A 20257-nucleotide genomic window follows, 5' to 3' on the forward strand; every position below is an offset into this window, starting at 1 on the left:
GGACAGGAAGGCGAAGCTTGGAGGAGTGTCCGAGTGGTTAAAGGAGACGGACTGTAAATCCGTTCGCTTAGCGTACGCTGGTTCGAATCCAGCCTCCTCCACCATCTTCGCTTTGATGTCTCGCGCGGGTGTAGCTCAATGGTAGAGCAACAGCCTTCCAAGCTGATGACGAGGGTTCGATTCCCTTCACCCGCTCCATCATTGAAATTCCTACATCTTAGAACATTGTATGGTCCGAGGCTCAAGGGGAGCACGGTCTTTTTGTATTAACCGGGTTTGCGGCTTCTTGGATAAAGAGTTGCGGCCTTTTTGCGCTGGAGTGAGCCAACCACGTTGGCCCAACGATGACGAGAGCTGTTTCCATGGCTAAGGAAAAGTTTGAACGTAATAAGCCGCATTGTAACATCGGCACGATTGGTCACGTTGACCATGGTAAAACCACGCTTACCGCTGCAATCACCATGACCCTTGCGGAAACTGGTGGGGCAACTGCGAAAGCGTATGACGAGATTGACGGTGCACCTGAAGAAAAAGCACGTGGCATCACGATTTCTACCGCTCACGTTGAGTATGAAACCGAGAACCGTCACTATGCGCACGTTGACTGCCCAGGTCACGCTGACTATGTGAAAAACATGATCACCGGTGCGGCTCAGATGGACGGCGCAATTCTGGTTTGCTCTGCAGCAGACGGCCCGATGCCACAGACCCGTGAGCACATTCTGCTTGCTCGTCAGGTTGGTGTTCCTGCTCTTGTTGTTTACCTCAACAAAGTTGACCAGGTAGACGACGAAGAGCTTCTCGAGCTGGTTGAAATGGAAGTTCGTGAACTTCTGGACAGCTATGAGTTCCCAGGCGATGAAATCCCCATCGTTAAAGGCTCTGCTCTTGCTGCTGTTGAAAACCGTGATCCTGAAATCGGCCGTGATTCCATCAAAGCTCTGATGGCTGCTGTTGATGATTACATTCCGACTCCAGAGCGCCCGGTTGACCTTCCGTTCCTGCTGCCGATCGAAGACGTGTTCTCGATCTCTGGTCGTGGTACGGTTGTTACCGGTCGTGTTGAGCGTGGCATCATCAAGGTTGGTGAAGAAATCGAAATCGTCGGTATCAAACCAACTCAGAAAACCACCTGCACCGGTGTTGAAATGTTCCGCAAGCTGCTTGATAGCGGTGAAGCAGGCGACAACGTTGGTGTTCTTCTGCGTGGTACCAAGCGTGAAGACGTTGAGCGTGGTCAGGTTCTCTGCAAGCCAGGTTCCGTTACCCCGCACACGAAATTCAAGGCAGAAGCCTACATTCTGACGAAAGAAGAAGGTGGGCGTCATACCCCGTTCTTCACCAACTATCGTCCACAGTTCTATTTCCGCACGACCGACGTTACGGGTGTTGTTACCCTTGACGAAGGTGTGGAAATGGTGATGCCAGGCGATAACGTCAACATGAATGTTGAACTGATTGTGCCAATCGCCATGGAAGAAAAACTGCGCTTCGCTATCCGCGAAGGTGGTCGTACCGTCGGCGCTGGTATCGTCGGCGCAATCGTCGAATAATCTTCTCGCGCGATTTTCAAAAGTTTTGCGAAGCCCCGGTCATTGATTTGGCTGGGGCTTTTTGTGTGGTTGCTGTGAGTTGGGGGAGGGCTGCGCTTTAAAGTTGGCGATTATACAAATTTTTTCTTTAGCTTCTTATCGATCTGAAAATGCATTTTTCTGAAGCTTGAGAGATATCTGTCATATCTGGATATTGCATGCGTGCGTTCTAGCGCCGAGAACCAGGCTTTCAACCATGCTCGTCTTTGGCTGGCCGAAACATCTTCGCGAATAGGTGCGATGTCAAAGGAAACTATTTCTTCGGATAGTTCGGGGAGCCGCTGTAAGCTCTCGTAACGGGTTGCTGTCCCGATGGTCTCGGCGGGTAAGGCGAGCAGGCAGACCAGCTTAAATGGTTTGTCTGGATATTTTTGCTGTATGACGTTTATGAAAGAGGTGGCTTCGTCTCTGAGGCCTTGAATGACATTCGCGAGTGCTTGATCAGATGGCTCTCGCTCAGGGGTGTAGGGCTGGTAAAAAACAAATGTCGTTTGGGTGTCGCTGCACTTTAAAAGGCTTCTGAATCTTTCAATTCTGCGGTTGAAATCTGTTAGGTCGGCTGGGCTTTCATATGGGTTGGAATGGATGTGGGCGATACCTGGATATGCTTTGTAAACGAGGGTCTGCTTGTCTGGCCAAGTGTGGTGAGAGGTGTAAATATAGCTGTCTCGTGATTGGATTAAGCGAAAATCACTCTCGATGATGGAAGTTACTGCCTTTAATCCCTCGTCAAAATTCCAGATCCAGTCGAATGGATACTTGTCTTTTCTGATGCCCAGATTCTTTAAAACGGTAGCTACATCGCAGCCGCTTCCCAGTGATATGATTGATTTGCTCAACGGTACGAACTTTCCCCCTGCTGACCACGGCTGTAACGCGATCCTATGTCTGGATGGAAATATTCTTTGCATCCAGACATGAATAAGTGCAAGGGGGATTCGTATTCATATGGTTTTAGGTTGTGATTTGATCGTGGCAATGTAACTGAGTTGAGGTTTTGGTGATGTTGATAAATCTTTGTTCCTGAGGGTGAAATGCTCCAGCTGTTGATTTGTCACAAATATTTTAACTTCCCTCTTGCGCTGGGGGGCGAAAGTCAATAGGTAGACACCAACTTGGTTTTCACTAGGTACCACGGATTTAGGGGTGTAGCTCAGCTGGTAGAGCATCGGTCTCCAAAACCGAGGGTCGGGGGTTCGAGTCCCTCCGCCCCTGCCAATTCGTGCTTGATCTTTGTGCAGAAGATAATATATATGGTGAGAATCTCAGAACGCGCGGAACCTGTTTCGCGCGTTATTATATGTGAGCGGATTGATGGCCAAGACAAACCCTTTTACCTTTTTGCAGCAAGTCCGATCCGAGGCAGCCAAGATTACCTGGCCGACTCGTAAGGAAACAGCAATTACGACGCTAATGGTGTTTGTGATGGTGGTGCTGGCTTCGACTTTCTTCCTGCTCGCCGACCAGATCATGAGTCTTGGTGTGAGCTATATCATCAACCTTGGAGGATAGGGCACAATGACGACGAAGCCAAAACGCTGGTACATCGTGCACGCCTACTCGAATTTCGAAAAGAAGGTTGCTGAGGATATTCGCCAGAAAGCTGATCAAACCGGTCTGGGCGATCTGTTTGATGATATTCTGGTGCCGACCGAGAAATTTGTTGAAGTGCGGCGTGGTCGTAAGATCGAATCGGAACGCAAGTTTTTCCCGGGCTATGTTCTGGTGAAAATGGCGATGACCGACGATGCTTATCACCTGATCAAGAATACGCCTAAAGTTACTGGCTTTCTGGGTGCAGATAACAAACCTATGCCGATTTCGAACGCTGAAGCTGAGCGTTTGATGTCGCAGGTTGAGGAAGGTGTCCAGAAGCCGATGCCGACCGTCAGTTACGAAGTGGGCGAGCAGGTTCGGGTTTCCGATGGGCCGTTTGCTTCCTTCAACGGGCTTGTTGAAGAGGTGGACGAAGAGCGTGCACGTCTCAAGGTTACGGTGTCCATTTTTGGACGCGCGACCCCTGTCGAGCTCGAATATAATCAGGTTGAAAAACTCTGATTTCCCAAGGTGCTTTTGATTGCGGGCCTGATGGTTTGCGAATGGTGAGGCGCCTTTTTCAGTTTGGCATTTCATGGAATTTTGTGAAATGTCTTCATTCGTGCGGGAGATTGGTTCGCTTGCCAGACGGACGGAAGATCTGACCGCGCGACTTTCGTGTGTCTAACAGTGCTCTTTTGAGCGTTAGGGAAAGAAAATGGCAAAGAAAATTCAAGGCTACCTGAAGCTTCAGGTGCCGGCAGGGGCCGCTAACCCGTCTCCTCCAATTGGTCCCGCTCTTGGTCAGCGCGGCCTCAACATCATGGAATTCTGTAAGGCGTTCAACGCCAAGACGCAGGAAATGGAAAAGAACTCACCGATTCCGGTGATCATTACCATTTACCAGGACAAGTCTTTCACTTTCGAAATGAAGACTCCTCCTGCATCTTACCTGCTGAAGAAAGCTGCGAACGTGCAGAAGGGTTCTTCTGCTCCGGGTCGTGATGTTGGTGGCAAGGTTACCAAGGATCAGGTCAAGGAAATTGCGGAAGCAAAAATGAAAGACCTGAACGCCAACGACATCGAAGCAGCGATGCTTCAGATTGAGGGTACCGCCCGTGCAATGGGCTTTGAGGTAGTGGGGTAACGACACATGGCTAAAGTCGGAAAACGTATTCGCGCCGCGCGTGAAAAAGTTGATGCCACTGCAACCTACTCTCTCGAGGAAGCAGTTAAGCTGATCAAGGAAGCCTCCAAGACCAAATTCGACGAAACCGTTGAAATTGCTCTGAACCTGGGTGTTGATCCTCGCCATGCCGACCAGATGGTACGCGGCGTTTGCCAGCTGCCAGCAGGTACGGGTAAATCCGTTCGTGTTGCTGTGTTCGCTCGTGGCGACAAGGCTGAAGAAGCCAAGGCTGCCGGCGCTGACATCGTTGGTGCTGAAGATCTGGTAGAGATCGTTCAGGGTGGCAAGATTGACTTTGATCGCTGCATTGCGTCTCCGGACATGATGCCTCTGGTTGGTCGTCTTGGTAAGGTTCTCGGCCCTCGCGGCATGATGCCAAACCCGAAAGTGGGTACCGTAACACCTGACGTTGCTCAGGCCGTTAAGGACTCCAAGGGTGGTTCGGTTGAATTTCGTGTTGAAAAAGCCGGTATCGTTCATGCAGGCGTTGGCAAGGTAAGCTTTGAAGAAGCTGCCCTTGTGGAAAACGTAAAAGCCTTTGTTTCTGCCGTTTCCAAAGCGAAACCGGCTGGTGCTAAAGGTGCCTACATGGAGAAACTGTCCCTTTCGTCCACGATGGGCCCGGGACTGACTGTAGATCTTGCTTCTGTCGAATAAACCGATTAGAAGTCAAAAGTGATTCCTCCCGATTCTTGTCGGGGGGATGTCTGACTGTGGTCAGACACCTGTCCAAGACTGCAGGGGTTTGGTGTTTTGATATGCTGAACTTAATTTCCTGCACAGATGGGGTGGGCTAATTTGACATATAAAAGATGTCAGTTTGGTTCGAACCTATGCTTGCCAGTTCTTTGCTTTGCAGGGGTGGCAAGGAGGACAGGTCCCTTCGCGCCAGGACTCCTTGCTCACTAAAGGTAAGAAGATCTGGTCAAGTGTAACCTCCGGTTTCTTCCCTCAAGGATGGAGCCGGTAACTGGAGAGAAGGCATTGGATAGAGCGGAAAAGCAAGAGCTTGTATCGTCCCTTCACGAAACGCTGAATAGCGCGGAAGTCGTGGTCGTTGCTCACTATGCTGGCCTCACTGTTGCTGAAATGACCGAACTTCGTAGCCAAATGCGCGAAGCCGGAGCATCGGTGCAGGTTGCCAAGAACCGTCTTGTCAAGCTCGCTCTTCAAGGCACGGACGCTGAACCGATTTCTGATCTTTTCAAAGGTCAGACCGTCATTGCTACTTCCAATGACCCGGTTGCAGCACCGAAGGTGGCCTCTGAATTCGCCAAGAAAAACGACAAGCTCGTCATTCTTGGCGGTGTCATGGGCACCACTGTACTCGATACCGCGGGCGTGAATGCACTAGCAACCATGCCGTCGCTTGATGAACTGCGCGGCAAGATTGTCGGTGTCCTTCAGGCACCAGCAACCAAAATTGCACAGGTTCTGCAGGCACCGGGCGGACAGCTCGCACGGGTATTCGGCGCATATGCCAAGAAGGACGAAGCGGCGTAAGGCCGTTCTCACAAAATTAGAATTTTAGGTTCGTACCAACAGGAAACAATACGATGGCTGATCTTGAAAAGCTCGTAGAAGAACTTTCTACCCTGACCGTTATGGAAGCTGCTGAGCTTTCCACCATGCTTGAAGACAAATGGGGCGTTTCTGCTGCTGCTCCTGTCGCAGTTGCTGCTGTAGCTGGCGGCGCTGCTGCTGAAGCTGCTGAAGAAAAAACTGAATTTGATGTTGTTCTGACCGCTGCTGGCGACAAGAAAATCAACGTCATCAAAGAAGTTCGCGGCATCACCGGTCTTGGCCTGAAAGAAGCTAAAGAGCTCGTAGAAGGTGCTCCGAAGCCGGTCAAAGAAGGTGTTGACAAAGCAGAAGCAGAAGAGCTGAAAGCTAAGCTTGAAGCTGCTGGCGCTTCTGTAGAATTGAAATAAGGTTTGATCCTTGTGTAGAATTTCGGGGGAGCGATTCCCCGAAATTCGCTTAAAAACCAGGTGCCCTTTAATTAGGGCGTTTTTCTCAAGAGCCTGCACAATCCTGTGACGGGCTTTTTGGTCAACCGCCCATGAGCGAGACGAGGAGCGACGATGGCTCAGACGTTTTCCGGTCGCAAACGTTTAAGAAAATACTTCGGTCACATTAAAGAAGTGGCAGAAATGCCAAACCTCATTGAGGTTCAGAAGGCTTCTTATGACCAATTCCTGCAAGTGGAAGAACCCGCCTCTGGACGCTTTGATGAAGGCCTCCAAGCGGTATTTTCTTCTGTATTCCCGATTACGGATTTTTCCGGCACTTCGCAGCTGGAGTTCGTGCGGTATGAATTTGAGGCTCCGAAATATGACACTGAAGAGTGTCGTATGCGGGGCATGACCTATTCTGCTCCGCTCAAACTGACCCTGCGTCTGATTGTGTTCGAGGTGGACGAAGATACTGGCGCCAAGTCAGTCAAGGACATCAAGGAACAGGATGTCTACATGGGCGACATGCCGCTCATGACAGATAAAGGTACCTTCATCGTCAACGGTACCGAGCGTGTCATCGTATCTCAGATGCACCGCTCTCCTGGTGTGTTCTTCGACCATGATAAAGGCAAGAGCCATTCTTCGGGCAAACTGCTGTTTGCTGCCCGCATCATTCCTTATCGCGGCTCCTGGCTCGATATCGAATTCGATGCCAAGGATGTTGTCTATGCCCGTATTGACCGTCGCCGCAAGATACCGGTTTCCAGTCTGTTGCTTGCATTGGGTCTGGATACGGAAGAGATTCTCGATACCTATTACAACAAGGTTGAGTATTCTCGCGTAGGCGACGCATGGCAGGTTGCGTTTGATGGTGAGGCCCTCAAGGGCACCAAGCCTGATATGGATCTGATTGATGCGCAGACCGGCGAAGTCGTCTTTGATTCGAGCAAAAAGCTGACAGCTCGTCAGATCAAGAAGCTTGTCGAAGGCGGTCTGAAGTTCCTTAAGGTTTCTGACGAAGATCTGTACGGTAAATATCTTGCCGAAGACGCTGTCAGCTACACTACGGGTGAGATTTTTGCTGAAGCCGGTGAAGAGCTTGACGAAAAGGTACTTACCCTTCTGAAAGACAATGGCTTTGAAGAGATTTCTGTTCTCAACATCGACCACGTGACTGTCGGACCATATATCCGCAACACATTGGCCGTTGACAAGAACTCTGATCGTGAAGCAGCTCTGTTCGATATCTACCGCGTGATGCGTCCAGGCGAGCCGCCGACCGTCGAAACGGCAGAAGCAATGCTGCAGTCTTTGTTCTTTGATCCTGAGCGCTATGATCTTTCCGCAGTTGGCCGCGTGAAGATGAATATGCGCATGGATCTGGACGTTGCCGACACGGTTCGCATTCTGCGTAAGGAAGACATCGTTGAAGTGATCCGTACTTTGCTTGATTTGCGTGATGGCAAAGGCGAGATTGACGACATCGATAACCTTGGTAACCGTCGTGTGCGCTCTGTCGGCGAATTGATGGAAAACCAGTATCGCATTGGTCTTCTGCGCATGGAACGTGCAATCAAGGAACGTATGTCCTCGATTGAAATCGACACGGTGATGCCGCAGGATCTGATCAACGCGAAGCCGGCAGCAGCTGCTGTGCGTGAGTTCTTCGGTTCTTCTCAGCTTTCGCAGTTCATGGACCAGAACAACCCGCTGTCCGAGATTACGCATAAGCGTCGTCTTTCGGCGTTGGGCCCAGGTGGTCTGACCCGCGAACGCGCTGGCTTTGAAGTGCGAGACGTGCATCCGACCCACTATGGTCGTATCTGCCCGATTGAAACGCCTGAAGGTCCGAACATTGGTCTGATCAACTCTCTGGCAACCTTTGCCCGTGTCAACAAATATGGTTTCATCGAAGCGCCTTATCGCAAGGTGTTTGATGGCAAGGTAACCAACGAAGTTGTTTATCTTTCAGCAATGGAAGAAGCCAAGCACTATGTGGCGCAGGCAAACGTTGAGCTGACCAATGATGGCGCCTTCGTAGAAGACTCCGTTATTTGTCGTCACGCTGGTGAAGTGATGATCACGCCTATCGAGCGTGTTGACTTCATGGACGTGTCGCCGAAACAGCTCGTGTCTGTTGCCGCAGCGCTTATTCCATTCTTGGAAAACGATGACGCCAACCGCGCACTGATGGGCTCGAACATGCAGCGTCAGGCTGTGCCTCTGGTTCGTGCTGAAGCACCATTTGTTGGTACGGGTATGGAGCCTATTGTGGCTCGTGATTCCGGCGCCGCTATTGCTGCGTCCCGTACGGGTATCGTCGATCAGGTTGACTCCACGCGTATCGTTATTCGGGCAACCGAAGATATCGATCCGCGCCGGTCCGGTGTTGACATCTACCGCCTGAGCAAGTTCCAGCGTTCGAACCAGTCGACCTGTATCAACCAGCGTCCGCTTGTTTCTGTTGGTGACTTCGTTCAGAAAGGCGAGATCATTGCCGACGGTCCGTCGACTGATCTGGGCGATTTGGCTCTTGGTCGTAACGTGCTCGTCGCCTTTATGCCTTGGAACGGTTACAACTTCGAAGACTCCATTCTGCTTTCCGAGCGGATTGTGAAAGAAGATATCTTCACCTCGATTCACCTCGAGGAATTCGAAGTGATGGCCCGCGATACCAAGCTTGGCCCTGAAGAGATTACACGCGATATTCCGAACGTGTCGGAAGAATCGCTCAAGAATCTCGACGAGGCTGGCATCACCTATATCGGTGCTGAAGTGAAGCCTGGCGATATTCTCGTCGGCAAGATCACGCCGAAGGGCGAAAGCCCGATGACACCGGAAGAAAAGCTTCTGCGTGCCATCTTCGGTGAAAAGGCTTCTGACGTGCGCGACACCTCGCTCCGCATGCCTCCGGGAACTTTCGGCACCGTCGTTGAAGTGCGTGTCTTCAACCGTCACGGCATCGAAAAAGACGAACGCGCGATGTCAATCGAGCGAGAAGAAATCGAGCGTCTGGCGAAAGACCGTGATGACGAGCAGGCCATTTTGGACCGCAACGTCTATGGTCGCCTCGCAGACATGCTCAACGGCCATGTCGGCACCGCAGGCCCTAAAGGCTTCAGGAAAGACAGCGAGATCTCACATGCTGAGATCTCAGAGTTTCCTCGTAGCCAGTGGTGGTTGTTCGCGGTTGACGACGAAAAACTGATGGGCGAAATCGAAGCGCTTCGCAATCAGTATGACGAAAGCCGCAAGCGTCTTGAGCAGAGGTTCATCGACAAGGTCGAGAAACTGCAGCGCGGTGACGAATTGCCACCAGGGGTCATGAAAATGGCCAAGGTCTTCATCGCTATCAAGCGTAAGATCCAGCCGGGTGACAAAATGGCTGGCCGTCACGGTAACAAGGGTGTGGTATCCAAGATCAACCCGATCGAAGATATGCCATATCTGGAAGACGGTACCCATGTGGACATCGTTCTGAACCCGCTGGGCGTGCCTTCGCGTATGAATATCGGGCAGATCCTCGAGACGCACCTTGGTTGGGCCTGTGCTGGCATGGGCCACAAGATCGGCAAGATGTATGATGAATACAGACGGTCGGGCAATCTTGAGCCTCTGCGGCTGGAGCTGAAGGACGTCTATCACGATAACGGCAAAAATCTTGACGTTACCGAGTATGATGACGAGAGCGTCGTCAAGATGGCCGAACAGCTGCGCAAGGGTGTTTCCATTGCGACTCCGGTCTTCGATGGTGCGCGTGAGCCAGACGTGAACGATATGCTGGTACAGGCTGGTCTTGACCGGTCCGGTCAGTCCCGTTTGTTCGATGGCCGTACAGGTGAGATGTTCGATCGCCAGGTAACTGTTGGGTATATTTACATGCTCAAACTGCACCATCTGGTCGACGAAAAGATCCACGGTCGTTCGATTGGGCCATACTCGCTCGTTACCCAGCAGCCGCTGGGTGGTAAGGCGCAGTTTGGTGGTCAGCGCTTCGGTGAGATGGAGGTCTGGGCTCTGGAAGCTTATGGCGCAGCCTACACCTTGCAGGAAATGCTCACCGTCAAGTCGGATGACGTTGCCGGACGTACCAAGGTCTATGAAGCGATTGTTCGTGGGGATGATACCTTCGAAGCGGGCATTCCGGAAAGCTTCAACGTCCTTGTGAAGGAAATTCGGTCCCTGGGTCTGAACATGGAGCTGGAAGACAGTCAGCGCCTGATCGACTTGGAGCCCAACGATACGCCGCCTGCGGACGCTGCTGAATAAACAGCGCCCGAGTTAAACGAAACTAGGCATTTTTTCGGAACGGGTCGCGGGGTAAAGCCTTGCGATCCGTCAAACCGTAAGAGGAGACACCATGAACCAAGAGGTCATGAATCTTTTCAGTCCGCAGGCTCAGGCCCAGACTTTTGACCAGATCCGCGTTTCTATCGCGAGCCCGGAAAAAATTCTTTCCTGGTCCTTTGGTGAGATCAAAAAGCCTGAAACGATCAACTATCGTACGTTCAAGCCTGAGCGTGATGGTCTTTTCTGTGCGCGTATTTTTGGTCCGATCAAGGACTATGAGTGCTTGTGCGGCAAGTACAAGCGCATGAAATACAAAGGCATCATTTGTGAAAAATGTGGTGTGGAAGTTACGCTTTCCCGCGTTCGTCGTGAACGCATGGGGCATATCGAACTTGCTGCTCCGGTTGCTCACATCTGGTTCCTGAAATCCCTTCCAAGCCGCATTGGTCAGCTGCTTGACATGACGCTCAAGGATCTTGAGCGCGTTCTCTACTTCGAGAACTATATTGTCGTTGAGCCGGGCCTGACGCCGCTTAAGGAATATCAGCTCCTCAGTGAAGAGGAGTATATGATTGCACAAGACGAGTATGGCGAGGATACTTTCACCGCCATGATCGGCGCTGAGGCGATCCGCGAAATTCTTGCTTCTCTTGATTTGGAACAGATCTCCGAGAAGCTGCGCAAGGAAATCGCAGAAAGCACGTCTTCCCTGAAGCCGATCAAGCTTGCCAAGCGTCTGAAGATCGTTGAAGCCTTCATCGAATCCGGCAACCGTCCAGAATGGATGATCATGACGGTCGTTCCTGTGATCCCACCGGATCTGCGCCCTCTGGTGCCGCTTGATGGTGGCCGTTTTGCGACGTCCGACCTCAATGATCTCTATCGTCGTGTGATCAACCGTAACAACCGTCTGAAGCGTCTGATGGAGCTGCGTGCACCGGATATCATCATCCGGAACGAAAAACGCATGCTGCAGGAGTCTGTTGATGCCCTGTTCGATAACGGCCGTCGTGGTCGTGTCATCACTGGTGCCAACAAGCGTCCGCTGAAATCTCTGTCCGATATGCTAAAGGGCAAGCACGGTCGTTTCCGTCAGAACCTGCTGGGTAAACGCGTCGACTATTCTGGTCGTTCCGTTATTACCGTGGGTCCTGAGCTGAAACTGCATCAGTGTGGTCTACCGAAGAAAATGGCGCTTGAGCTGTTCAAGCCGTTCATCTATTCGCGTCTCGATGCCAAGGGCTATTCGACGACTGTTAAGCAGGCCAAGAAGTTGGTTGAAAAGGGCAAGCCTGAAGTTTGGGATATCCTTGAAGAGGTTATTCGCGAGCATCCGGTCATGCTCAACCGTGCGCCTACGCTTCACCGTCTTGGCATTCAGGCCTTTGAGCCGCATCTGGTTGAAGGTAAAGCAATTCAGCTGCATCCGCTCGTCTGCTCGGCCTTCAACGCCGACTTTGACGGTGACCAGATGGCTGTTCACGTTCCGCTTTCTCTGGAAGCGCAGCTTGAAGCCCGCGTGTTGATGATGTCCACGAACAACATTCTGCATCCGGCCAACGGTGAACCAATCATCGTGCCGTCACAGGATATCGTTCTGGGTCTTTACTATCTCTCTATCATGAATGAAAACGAGCCGGGTGAGGGGATGCTCTTCTCTGATATCGGCGAGTTGCATCATGCTCTGGAAACGAAGGCCGTTACTCTGCATGCAAAGGTCAAAGGTCGCTTTAAGACCATTGACGAAGAAGGCAATCAGGTTTCTGAAATCTATGAAACCACGCCGGGCCGCATGTTGATTGGTGAGCTTCTGCCGCGTCATCCGCAGGTGTCTTATGATGCTTGTAACAAGCTGATGACCAAGAAAGAAATTTCCAAGATGATCCACTTTGTCTATCGGGCATGTGGTCAGAAGGAAACGGTCATCTTCTGCGACAAGATCATGGGGCTTGGCTTTAACCGTGCGTTCCGTGCCGGTATTTCGTTCGGTAAGGATGACATGGTTATTCCTGACACCAAGGCGGGTCTCATCGAAGAGACCAGCACGATGGCGATGGAATTTGAAAGCCAGTATAACGATGGTCTCATCACCCAAGGCGAGAAATACAACAAGGTTGTTGACGCCTGGGCGAAATGTACCGACCGCGTTGCTGACGAGATGATGAAGCGCATTCAGGCTGTCGAGTTTGACGAGGAAACCAAACGCCAGAAACCGATGAACTCGGTTTACATGATGGCGCACTCTGGTGCTCGTGGTTCACCGGCTCAGATGAAACAGCTGGCTGGTATGCGTGGTCTTATGGCCAAGCCTTCGGGCGAGATTATCGAAACGCCGATTATCTCGAACTTTAAAGAAGGCCTCACCGTGATGGAATACTTCAACTCCACACATGGTGCGCGTAAAGGTCTGGCTGATACGGCTCTGAAAACGGCCAACTCGGGTTACTTGACCCGTCGTCTGGTGGACGTTGCTCAGGACTGCATTATCACCGAAGTCGATTGTGGGTCTGAAGAAGGTCTGGAAGTTCGTGCGATTGTTGACTCCGGTCAGGTCGTTGCGACGCTTGGTACCCGTACCAAGGGGCGTACCGCAGCTCAGGATGTTATCAATCCGAAGACCGGCGACGTGATCGTTCCAAAAGGGCAGGTCATCTCGGAAGAGCATCTCGAGGAAATCGAAACCTGCGGTTTGCAATCGATTATCGTTCGCTCGGTACTCACCTGTAATTCCCGCAATGGTGTTTGTGCCGCTTGTTACGGTCGTGACCTTGCTCGTGGCACCGAAGTGAATATTGGTGAAGCTGTTGGTGTTATCGCCGCTCAGTCGATTGGTGAACCCGGCACGCAGTTGACCATGCGTACGTTCCATATTGGTGGTACGGCACAGGTGGTTGACAGTTCCTTCATCGAGTCCAACTTCGAGGGCACGATCGAGATCCGCAACCGTAACGTTGCGCGCAACTCCGAAGGCAAGCTGATCACTCTTGGCCGGAACGTTTCCATTGCCATCATTGATGATGAAGGCAACGAGCGCTCCACCAACAAAGTGACCTACGGTACGATCCTGCATGTTGATGAGGGCGATCGGGTGAAGCTTGGTCAGCGTTTGGCTGAGTGGGATCCGTATACCCGTCCTATTCTTGCAGAATCTGACGGTGTCATCGACTTTGAAGATGTGGCTGAAGGTCTTTCGGTTAGCGAAGCGACGGACGAGTCAACCGGTATCACCAAGCGTGTCGTTATCGATTGGCGCGGCAACCCTCGTTCTGCAGACATGAAACCTGCGATCACCATCAAAGATGCAAGTGGAGCAATAAAGACGCTTCCGCGCGGTGGCGATGCTCGGTATCTGCTTCAGGTTGAAGCCATTCTGTCGGTTCAGCCGGGTACCAAGGTCTCTGCTGGTGACGTTCTTGCGCGTAACCCGATGGAAAGCGCTAAGACCAAAGACATTACCGGTGGTCTTCCTCGTGTGGCCGAGTTGTTCGAGGCACGTCGTCCAAAGGATCATGCTGTTATCGCAGATGTTGATGGCACCATCCGCTTTGGTCGCGACTACAAGAACAAACGCCGCATCGTTCTCGAACCTGCTGACGAAACGATGGAGCCAATTGAATATCTCATCCCGAAAGGACGTCCTTTCCATCTTCAGGAAGGCGACTTCATTGAAAAGGGTGAGTATATTCTGGACGGCAATCCAGCGCCTCATGACATTCTGGCCGTTAAGGGCGTTGCTGCTCTGGCAGATTATCTCGTCAACGAGATTCAAGATGTTTATCGTCTTCAGGGTGTGGGCATCAACGACAAGCATATCGAAGTGATTGTTCGTCAGATGCTGCAGAAGATCGAGATCGAAGATCAGGGCGAGAGCTACTTCCTGCATGGTGAACATATCGACCGTCTGGAATTCGCAGAAGAGAATGAACGCCTTGTGGCTGAGGGCAAGAAGCCTGCAAAAGGCAAGCCGGTTCTGCTTGGTATTACCAAAGCTAGCTTGCAGACGCGCTCCTTCATCTCTGCCGCATCGTTCCAGGAAACCACGCGCGTGCTTACCGAGGCATCTGTACAGGGCAAGATCGATACCCTGGAAGGTCTCAAAGAGAACGTTATCGTTGGTCGCCTGATCCCGGCCGGTACCGGTCGTGTGATGTCTGGTCTGCGTCGTGTGGCTACCCATCGCGATGATCTGATCCTGGAAGAAAAGCAGCGGACACAGTCCCTGACTTCTACCCCGCAGATCCGCGATATGTCTGGCCAGCCTCCGGTGGAGCCAGCCGAGTAAGCGAGAGCTTCGTTTAGTGACATTGTTAAGGCCGTCTTGTTTCAGCAAGGCGGCCTTTTCTTTTCTGTGTCGATCCTTTCAAAGCCCCACTTTCAACATATTCAGTCAGATACATGTTCTCGAGTAGGGGAGCGATATTATGATTGAATCTGAAACTCTATTAAGGGTTGGTCGCTTGAGCCCTTTTGCTTTGGTGCTAGTTGCGGGTGTTGTCATGTCACCGGATGCTCTTGCCGAGTGTCGGGAACCGTCCGGGCACGGCTTTAGACTGAGGGGGGATGTTGCCTTCCAAATAGACAAGGGGTTGGAGTGGAAACGGTGCGCTCTTGGTATGGCGTGGGACGAGGAGCGGGGGACTTGCTCTGGTGATCCGATGGGGCTTGGATTGGAGGAGGCAAAAGGGGAAGCCCAAACGCTCGGCAATGGGTGGCGGCTTCCCACGGCAGAAGAGTTTGACTCAATCTATTTGGAGAGCTGTTCGGGTCTGAAGATCGATACGATCGTCTTTCCTGCGATCGCTGCCTCTGACTTTGGCGATGGTGCAGAGTTCTGGACAGATACTCCAATTTCCCTTCCTGGTATGTATTATTATTTCAATGTTACTCATGGTTATGTCGATGCGCATAGTGCCGGCTTTTCCCTTTCCGGGCTGCTTGTCCGGAATCATGAGTAGTGTGGTTAAAGATTATCAAAGAATCTATTGCAACTACGGGCATTTGAACGCGCTCAGATTGGGCGCGAATCCTGAGCGAAATTGGGGAAGAATCGGCTGATTTCCAACGACTTGACGTAGGTGTATCAAAATGTTGCGGATTTAGTCGAAATTGGGTAATAAAAATACACTCAAATGGCGCAAATGCAGGGCTTCTGGGAATCTTCACCAAGGGGGTTGACGGAATGCAATCTACAGAGTAGTTTCGCGCCACTTCTCGGACATGCCGTAAGTGCTCAATGATCGAAAGCGCCACGCTTTCGACGCAAGACCATTTAAACGATGTTCGTCTTAATGAAGCTGAGATTGACTGGCTCATGATTGCGGTTCGCCGTAATCCTCTGGTTTTCACAGCGCCGTTCGCGGCAAAGGTCGCGCGATGGTGCGCTTTTGCGCGTGCGGACGGTGCAATATGTAATTATTCAGAGAGATCTGAAAGGCACACGTTAATGCCAACCATTAACCAGCTTATTCGTAAACCGCGCAAAGCGCCGGTGAAGCGAAACAAAGTTCCGGCCATGGAGGCCTGCCCTCAGAAGCGGGGCGTTTGTACGCGCGTCTACACCACTACGCCTAAGAAGCCTAACTCGGCTCTGCGTAAGGTTGCTAAGGTTCGCTTGACCAACGGTTTTGAAGTAATTGGCTACATCCCTGGTGAGGGCCATAACCTTCAGGAACACTCCGTTGTCATGATCCGCGGCGGTCGCGTGAAAGACTTGCCTGGTGTTCGTTATCACATCCTTCGTGGTGTTCTCGATACACAAGGTGTTAAAGACCGTAAACAGCGCCGTTCTAAATATGGTGCGAAGCGGCCGAAATAAGCCGCTATTGGAGTTCTGGTCACATGTCACGTCGCCATAGTGCAGAAAAACGCGTTATCAACCCGGATCCTAAATTCGGTGATATCGTTATTTCAAAATTCATGAACAGCATCATGCTGGACGGCAAAAAGTCCGTTTCAGAAAGCATCGTTTACGGTGCGCTTGATTCTGTTGAAGGAAAATTGAAGCAGGACCCAGTTGAAGTGTTTCACACTGCTCTGGAAAATGTCATGCCTCAAGTGGAAGTTCGCTCCCGCCGTGTTGGTGGTGCGACTTACCAGGTTCCTGTTGATGTTCGTGCAGAACGTAAGCAGGCCCTGGCTATCCGTTGGATCATTGCAGCAGCCCGCAATCGCAACGAGCGCACCATGATCGATCGCCTTTCCGGCGAGCTTCTGGATGCGTTTAACAACCGCGGTTCTGCAGTCAAAAAACGCGAGGACACGCACCGTATGGCGGAAGCCAACCGTGCCTTCTCGCATTATCGCTGGTAAACCATTAGGGGCGAAGTCATGGCACGCAGCCACAAGATTGAGGATTATCGTAACTTCGGCATCATGGCCCACATTGATGCTGGTAAGACGACCACTACTGAGCGGATCCTCTATTACACAGGTAAAAGCCATAAGATTGGCGAAGTTCATGATGGTGCTGCCACCATGGACTGGATGGAACAAGAGCAGGAACGTGGTATTACCATTACGTCCGCTGCAACCACTTGTTTTTGGCGTGAAAAGCGTCTGAACATCATCGACACCCCAGGCCACGTTGACTTCACCATTGAAGTTGAACGTTCTCTGCGTGTGCTTGACGGCGCTGTGTGCTGCCTGGATGCGAACGCTGGTGTTGAGCCTCAGACTGAAACCGTTTGGCGTCAGGCTGACAAATACGCCGTTCCTCGGATGATCTTCGTCAACAAGATGGACAAACTCGGTGCTGATTTCTACCGCTGTGTAGAAATGATCGAGAGCCGCCTTGGTGCCAACCCGCTTTGCCTTCAGTTGCCTGTTGGTGCTGAAAGCGAATTTAAGGGTGTGATCGATCTGATAAACATGAAACAGATCATCTGGCACGAAGAGCACCTCGGTGCCGAGTTCGAAACCAACGACATTCCAGAAGCTGACCTTGCTCAGGCCGAGGAATATCGTGAGAAGCTCATTGAAGCTGTCGTCGAAATCGACGAAGAAGCAATGGAAGCTTATCTGGAAGGTGAAGAGCCAAGCAACGAAAAGATCATGGAACTGATCCGTAAAGGCACCATTGCCAACGAATTCGTTCCGATCCTTTGTGGTACTGCCTTCAAGAACAAAGGTGTTCAGCCTCTGCTTGATGCTGTTGTCGACTATCTGCCAAGCCCGGTTGATATCGAATCCATCAGAGGTATCGATGCCAAGACGGAAGAGCCGATCGAACGTCATGCAGACGATGAAGAGCCATTTTCCATGCTGGCGTTCAAGATTGCGAACGACCCGTTTGTTGGTTCTCTGACTTTCTGTCGCATTTATTCCGGCAAGTTGATTGCGGGTTCTTCCGTACTCAACACTGTTAAGGAAAAACGCGAACGTGTAGGTCGTATGCTTCAGATGCACTCCAACTCTCGTGAGGACATCAAGGAAGCATATGCAGGCGACATCGTTGCTATCGCAGGTCTGAAAGATACCACCACTGGTGATACCCTTTGTGATCCGCTGAAGCCGGTTATTCTTGAACGTATGGAATTCCCGGATCCTGTGATCGAGATCGCTGTTGAGCCGAAGACCAAAGCTGACCAGGAAAAGATGGGCCTTGCGCTCAACCGTCTGGCTGCTGAGGATCCTTCTTTCCGCGTTAAAACGGATGAAGAATCCGGTCAGACCATCATGGCTGGCATGGGTGAACTTCACCTCGACATTCTCGTTGATCGTATGAAGCGTGAATTCAAGGTTGAAGCTCAGATCGGCGCGCCTCAGGTTGCTTATCGTGAGACCATCACGAAAGAAGAAACCGTCGATTACACCCACAAGAAACAGTCGGGTGGCACCGGTCAGTTCGGTCGCGTCAAAATGATTATTGGCCCGAATGAGCCTGGTGCTGGTTTCGAGTTCAAATCTTCCATCGTTGGTGGTGCTATTCCGAAAGAATACATCCCTGGCGTTGAAAAAGGTGTCCAGTCTGTCATGACCGCAGGTCCTCTGGCTGGCTTCCCAATGGTAGACATCAAAGTCGAGTTGATCGACGGTGCCTTCCATGATGTTGACTCTTCCGTTCTTGCCTTTGAGATCGCATCTCGTGCGGGCTTCCGTGAAGGTTGTCAAAAAGCTGGTCCGAAACTGCTCGAACCAATGATGAAAGTCGAAGTTGTGACCCCTGAAGAATATATGGGTGACATCATCGGCGACATTAACTCCCGTCGCGGTCAGATCTCCGGAACTGAAGCCCGCGGTGTTGTAACTGTCATTAGCTCCATGGTGCCTTTGGCGAACATGTTTGGCTATGTGAACACTCTTCGTTCCATGTCACAGGGTCGCGCACAGTTTTCCATGGTGTTTGATCACTACGCACAGGTGCCACAGGCAGTCGCAGATGAGGTTCAGGCCAAATACGCCTAAATCAAATCGATTGGTCGATTGGCTCATTGTTTCCGCAGTGAGCTGATCTAGCCGCCGCACTTAATGTAATTTTGAGAATGGAGACTTTCCTATGGCTAAGGAAAAGTTTGAACGTAATAAGCCGCATTGTAACATCGGCACGATTGGTCACGTTGACCATGGTAAAACCACGCTTACCGCTGCAATCACCATGACCCTTGCGGAAACTGGTGGGGCAACTGCGAAAGCGTATGACGAGATTGACGGTGCACCTGAAGAAAAAGCACGTGGCATCACGATTTCTACCGCTCACGTTGAGTATGAAACCGAGAACCGTCACTATGCGCACGTTGACTGCCCAGGTCACGCTGACTATGTGAAAAACATGATCACCGGTGCGGCTCAGATGGACGGCGCAATTCTGGTTTGCTCTGCAGCAGACGGCCCGATGCCACAGACCCGTGAGCACATTCTGCTTGCTCGTCAGGTTGGTGTTCCTGCTCTTGTTGTTTACCTCAACAAAGTTGACCAGGTAGACGACGAAGAGCTTCTCGAGCTGGTTGAAATGGAAGTTCGTGAACTTCTGGACAGCTATGAGTTCCCAGGCGATGAAATCCCCATCGTTAAAGGCTCTGCTCTTGCTGCTGTTGAAAACCGTGATCCTGAAATCGGCCGTGATTCCATCAAAGCTCTGATGGCTGCTGTTGATGATTACATTCCGACTCCAGAGCGCCCGGTTGACCTTCCGTTCCTGCTGCCGATCGAAGACGTGTTCTCGATCTCTGGTCGTGGTACGGTTGTTACCGGTCGTGTTGAGCGTGGCATCATCAAGGTTGGTGAAGAAATCGAAATCGTCGGTATCAAACCAACTCAGAAAACCACCTGCACCGGTGTTGAAATGTTCCGCAAGCTGCTTGATAGCGGTGAAGCAGGCGACAACGTTGGTGTTCTTCTGCGTGGTACCAAGCGTGAAGACGTTGAGCGTGGTCAGGTTCTCTGCAAGCCAGGTTCCGTTACCCCGCACACGAAATTCAAGGCAGAAGCCTACATTCTGACGAAAGAAGAAGGTGGGCGTCATACCCCGTTCTTCACCAACTATCGTCCACAGTTCTATTTCCGCACGACCGACGTTACGGGTGTTGTTACCCTTGACGAAGGTGTGGAAATGGTGATGCCAGGCGATAACGTCAACATGAATGTTGAACTGATTGTGCCAATCGCCATGGAAGAAAAACTGCGCTTCGCTATCCGCGAAGGTGGTCGTACCGTCGGCGCTGGTATCGTCGGCGCAATCGTCGAATAGTCACTAG

General features: G+C 51.4%; 15 protein-coding genes and 3 tRNA genes. 17 read left to right on the forward strand and 1 reads right to left on the reverse strand.

All coding sequences use genetic code 11. The features are described 5' to 3' along the window. The first annotated feature begins 19 nt into the window (after positions 1 to 19). The 3 genes from ACKPCT_RS03380 to tuf (ACKPCT_RS03390) all read left to right on the forward strand — a co-directional run bounded on the left by ACKPCT_RS03380 (position 20) and on the right by tuf (ACKPCT_RS03390) (position 1553). Positions 20 to 104, forward strand: a tRNA-Tyr gene (locus ACKPCT_RS03380). A 20-nt stretch (positions 105 to 124) separates the two neighbouring features. Continuing rightward, positions 125 to 198, forward strand: a tRNA-Gly gene (locus ACKPCT_RS03385). A 164-nt stretch (positions 199 to 362) separates the two neighbouring features. Further along, positions 363 to 1553 carry an elongation factor Tu gene (gene tuf / locus ACKPCT_RS03390; RefSeq protein WP_319568407.1) on the forward strand — a complete coding sequence of 397 codons (1191 nt, stop codon included), beginning with the start codon at positions 363 to 365 and terminating at the stop codon, positions 1551 to 1553. Positions 1554 to 1663: 110 nt separating this feature from the next. On the opposite strand, the gene ACKPCT_RS03395 is transcribed toward tuf (ACKPCT_RS03390), so the two are convergent. Next, complete coding sequence (locus ACKPCT_RS03395) at positions 1664 to 2431, reverse strand: DUF1796 family putative cysteine peptidase (protein ID WP_319568408.1); 768 nt, start codon at positions 2429 to 2431, stop codon at positions 1664 to 1666. A 303-nt stretch (positions 2432 to 2734) separates the two neighbouring features. Here ACKPCT_RS03395 and ACKPCT_RS03400 point away from each other — a divergent pair. From ACKPCT_RS03400 to tuf (ACKPCT_RS03465), 14 genes are all read left to right on the forward strand, one after another. Continuing rightward, positions 2735 to 2810: transfer RNA gene (locus tag ACKPCT_RS03400), tRNA-Trp, on the forward strand. 96 nt (positions 2811 to 2906) lie between these two features. After that, positions 2907 to 3104 carry a preprotein translocase subunit SecE gene (secE, locus tag ACKPCT_RS03405; RefSeq protein ID WP_090075712.1) on the forward strand — a complete coding sequence of 66 codons (198 nt, stop codon included), beginning with the start codon at positions 2907 to 2909 and terminating at the stop codon, positions 3102 to 3104. A gap of 6 nt (positions 3105 to 3110) precedes the next feature. Then, entirely contained in the window at positions 3111 to 3650 is a 540-nt protein-coding gene (gene nusG / locus ACKPCT_RS03410; protein WP_090075711.1) for a transcription termination/antitermination protein NusG, read from the forward strand. 196 nt (positions 3651 to 3846) lie between these two features. Beyond that, on the forward strand, positions 3847 to 4275 hold the full coding sequence (gene rplK / locus ACKPCT_RS03415; RefSeq protein ID WP_090075710.1) for a 50S ribosomal protein L11: 429 nt from the start codon (positions 3847 to 3849) through the stop codon (positions 4273 to 4275). Between the two features lie 6 nt (positions 4276 to 4281). Beyond that, a complete protein-coding gene (rplA, locus tag ACKPCT_RS03420; protein ID WP_090075709.1) occupies positions 4282 to 4974 on the forward strand; it encodes a 50S ribosomal protein L1 in 693 nt (230 codons plus the stop codon). 327 nt (positions 4975 to 5301) lie between these two features. Continuing rightward, positions 5302 to 5820 (forward strand): 50S ribosomal protein L10, encoded by a 519-nt coding sequence (gene rplJ / locus ACKPCT_RS03425; protein WP_090075716.1) that lies wholly within the window; start codon positions 5302 to 5304, stop codon positions 5818 to 5820. Between the two features lie 53 nt (positions 5821 to 5873). Further along, the gene (gene rplL / locus ACKPCT_RS03430) at positions 5874 to 6248 is read left to right on the forward strand and encodes a 50S ribosomal protein L7/L12 (protein WP_090075708.1); all 375 of its coding nucleotides are present in this window, start codon (positions 5874 to 5876) and stop codon (positions 6246 to 6248) included. Between the two features lie 153 nt (positions 6249 to 6401). Continuing rightward, positions 6402 to 10544 carry a DNA-directed RNA polymerase subunit beta gene (gene rpoB / locus ACKPCT_RS03435; protein ID WP_319568409.1) on the forward strand — a complete coding sequence of 1381 codons (4143 nt, stop codon included), beginning with the start codon at positions 6402 to 6404 and terminating at the stop codon, positions 10542 to 10544. Positions 10545 to 10635: 91 nt separating this feature from the next. Then, complete coding sequence (gene rpoC, locus ACKPCT_RS03440; protein ID WP_090075706.1) at positions 10636 to 14847, forward strand: DNA-directed RNA polymerase subunit beta'; 4212 nt, start codon at positions 10636 to 10638, stop codon at positions 14845 to 14847. 139 nt (positions 14848 to 14986) lie between these two features. Continuing rightward, positions 14987 to 15520 carry an Lcl C-terminal domain-containing protein gene (locus ACKPCT_RS03445; RefSeq protein WP_319568410.1) on the forward strand — a complete coding sequence of 178 codons (534 nt, stop codon included), beginning with the start codon at positions 14987 to 14989 and terminating at the stop codon, positions 15518 to 15520. Positions 15521 to 16008: 488 nt separating this feature from the next. Continuing rightward, positions 16009 to 16380 (forward strand): 30S ribosomal protein S12, encoded by a 372-nt coding sequence (gene rpsL / locus ACKPCT_RS03450; protein ID WP_090075714.1) that lies wholly within the window; start codon positions 16009 to 16011, stop codon positions 16378 to 16380. Between the two features lie 23 nt (positions 16381 to 16403). Beyond that, positions 16404 to 16874 carry a 30S ribosomal protein S7 gene (rpsG, locus tag ACKPCT_RS03455; protein WP_090075705.1) on the forward strand — a complete coding sequence of 157 codons (471 nt, stop codon included), beginning with the start codon at positions 16404 to 16406 and terminating at the stop codon, positions 16872 to 16874. 18 nt (positions 16875 to 16892) lie between these two features. Further along, the gene (fusA, locus tag ACKPCT_RS03460; protein WP_090075704.1) at positions 16893 to 18968 is read left to right on the forward strand and encodes an elongation factor G; all 2076 of its coding nucleotides are present in this window, start codon (positions 16893 to 16895) and stop codon (positions 18966 to 18968) included. A 91-nt stretch (positions 18969 to 19059) separates the two neighbouring features. Continuing rightward, complete coding sequence (gene tuf / locus ACKPCT_RS03465; protein WP_319568407.1) at positions 19060 to 20250, forward strand: elongation factor Tu; 1191 nt, start codon at positions 19060 to 19062, stop codon at positions 20248 to 20250. The last annotated feature ends 7 nt before the right edge of the window (positions 20251 to 20257 follow it).

The organism is Cohaesibacter marisflavi, assembly GCF_963665895.2.
GTDB classification, from domain to species: domain Bacteria; phylum Pseudomonadota; class Alphaproteobacteria; order Rhizobiales; family Cohaesibacteraceae; genus Cohaesibacter; species Cohaesibacter marisflavi.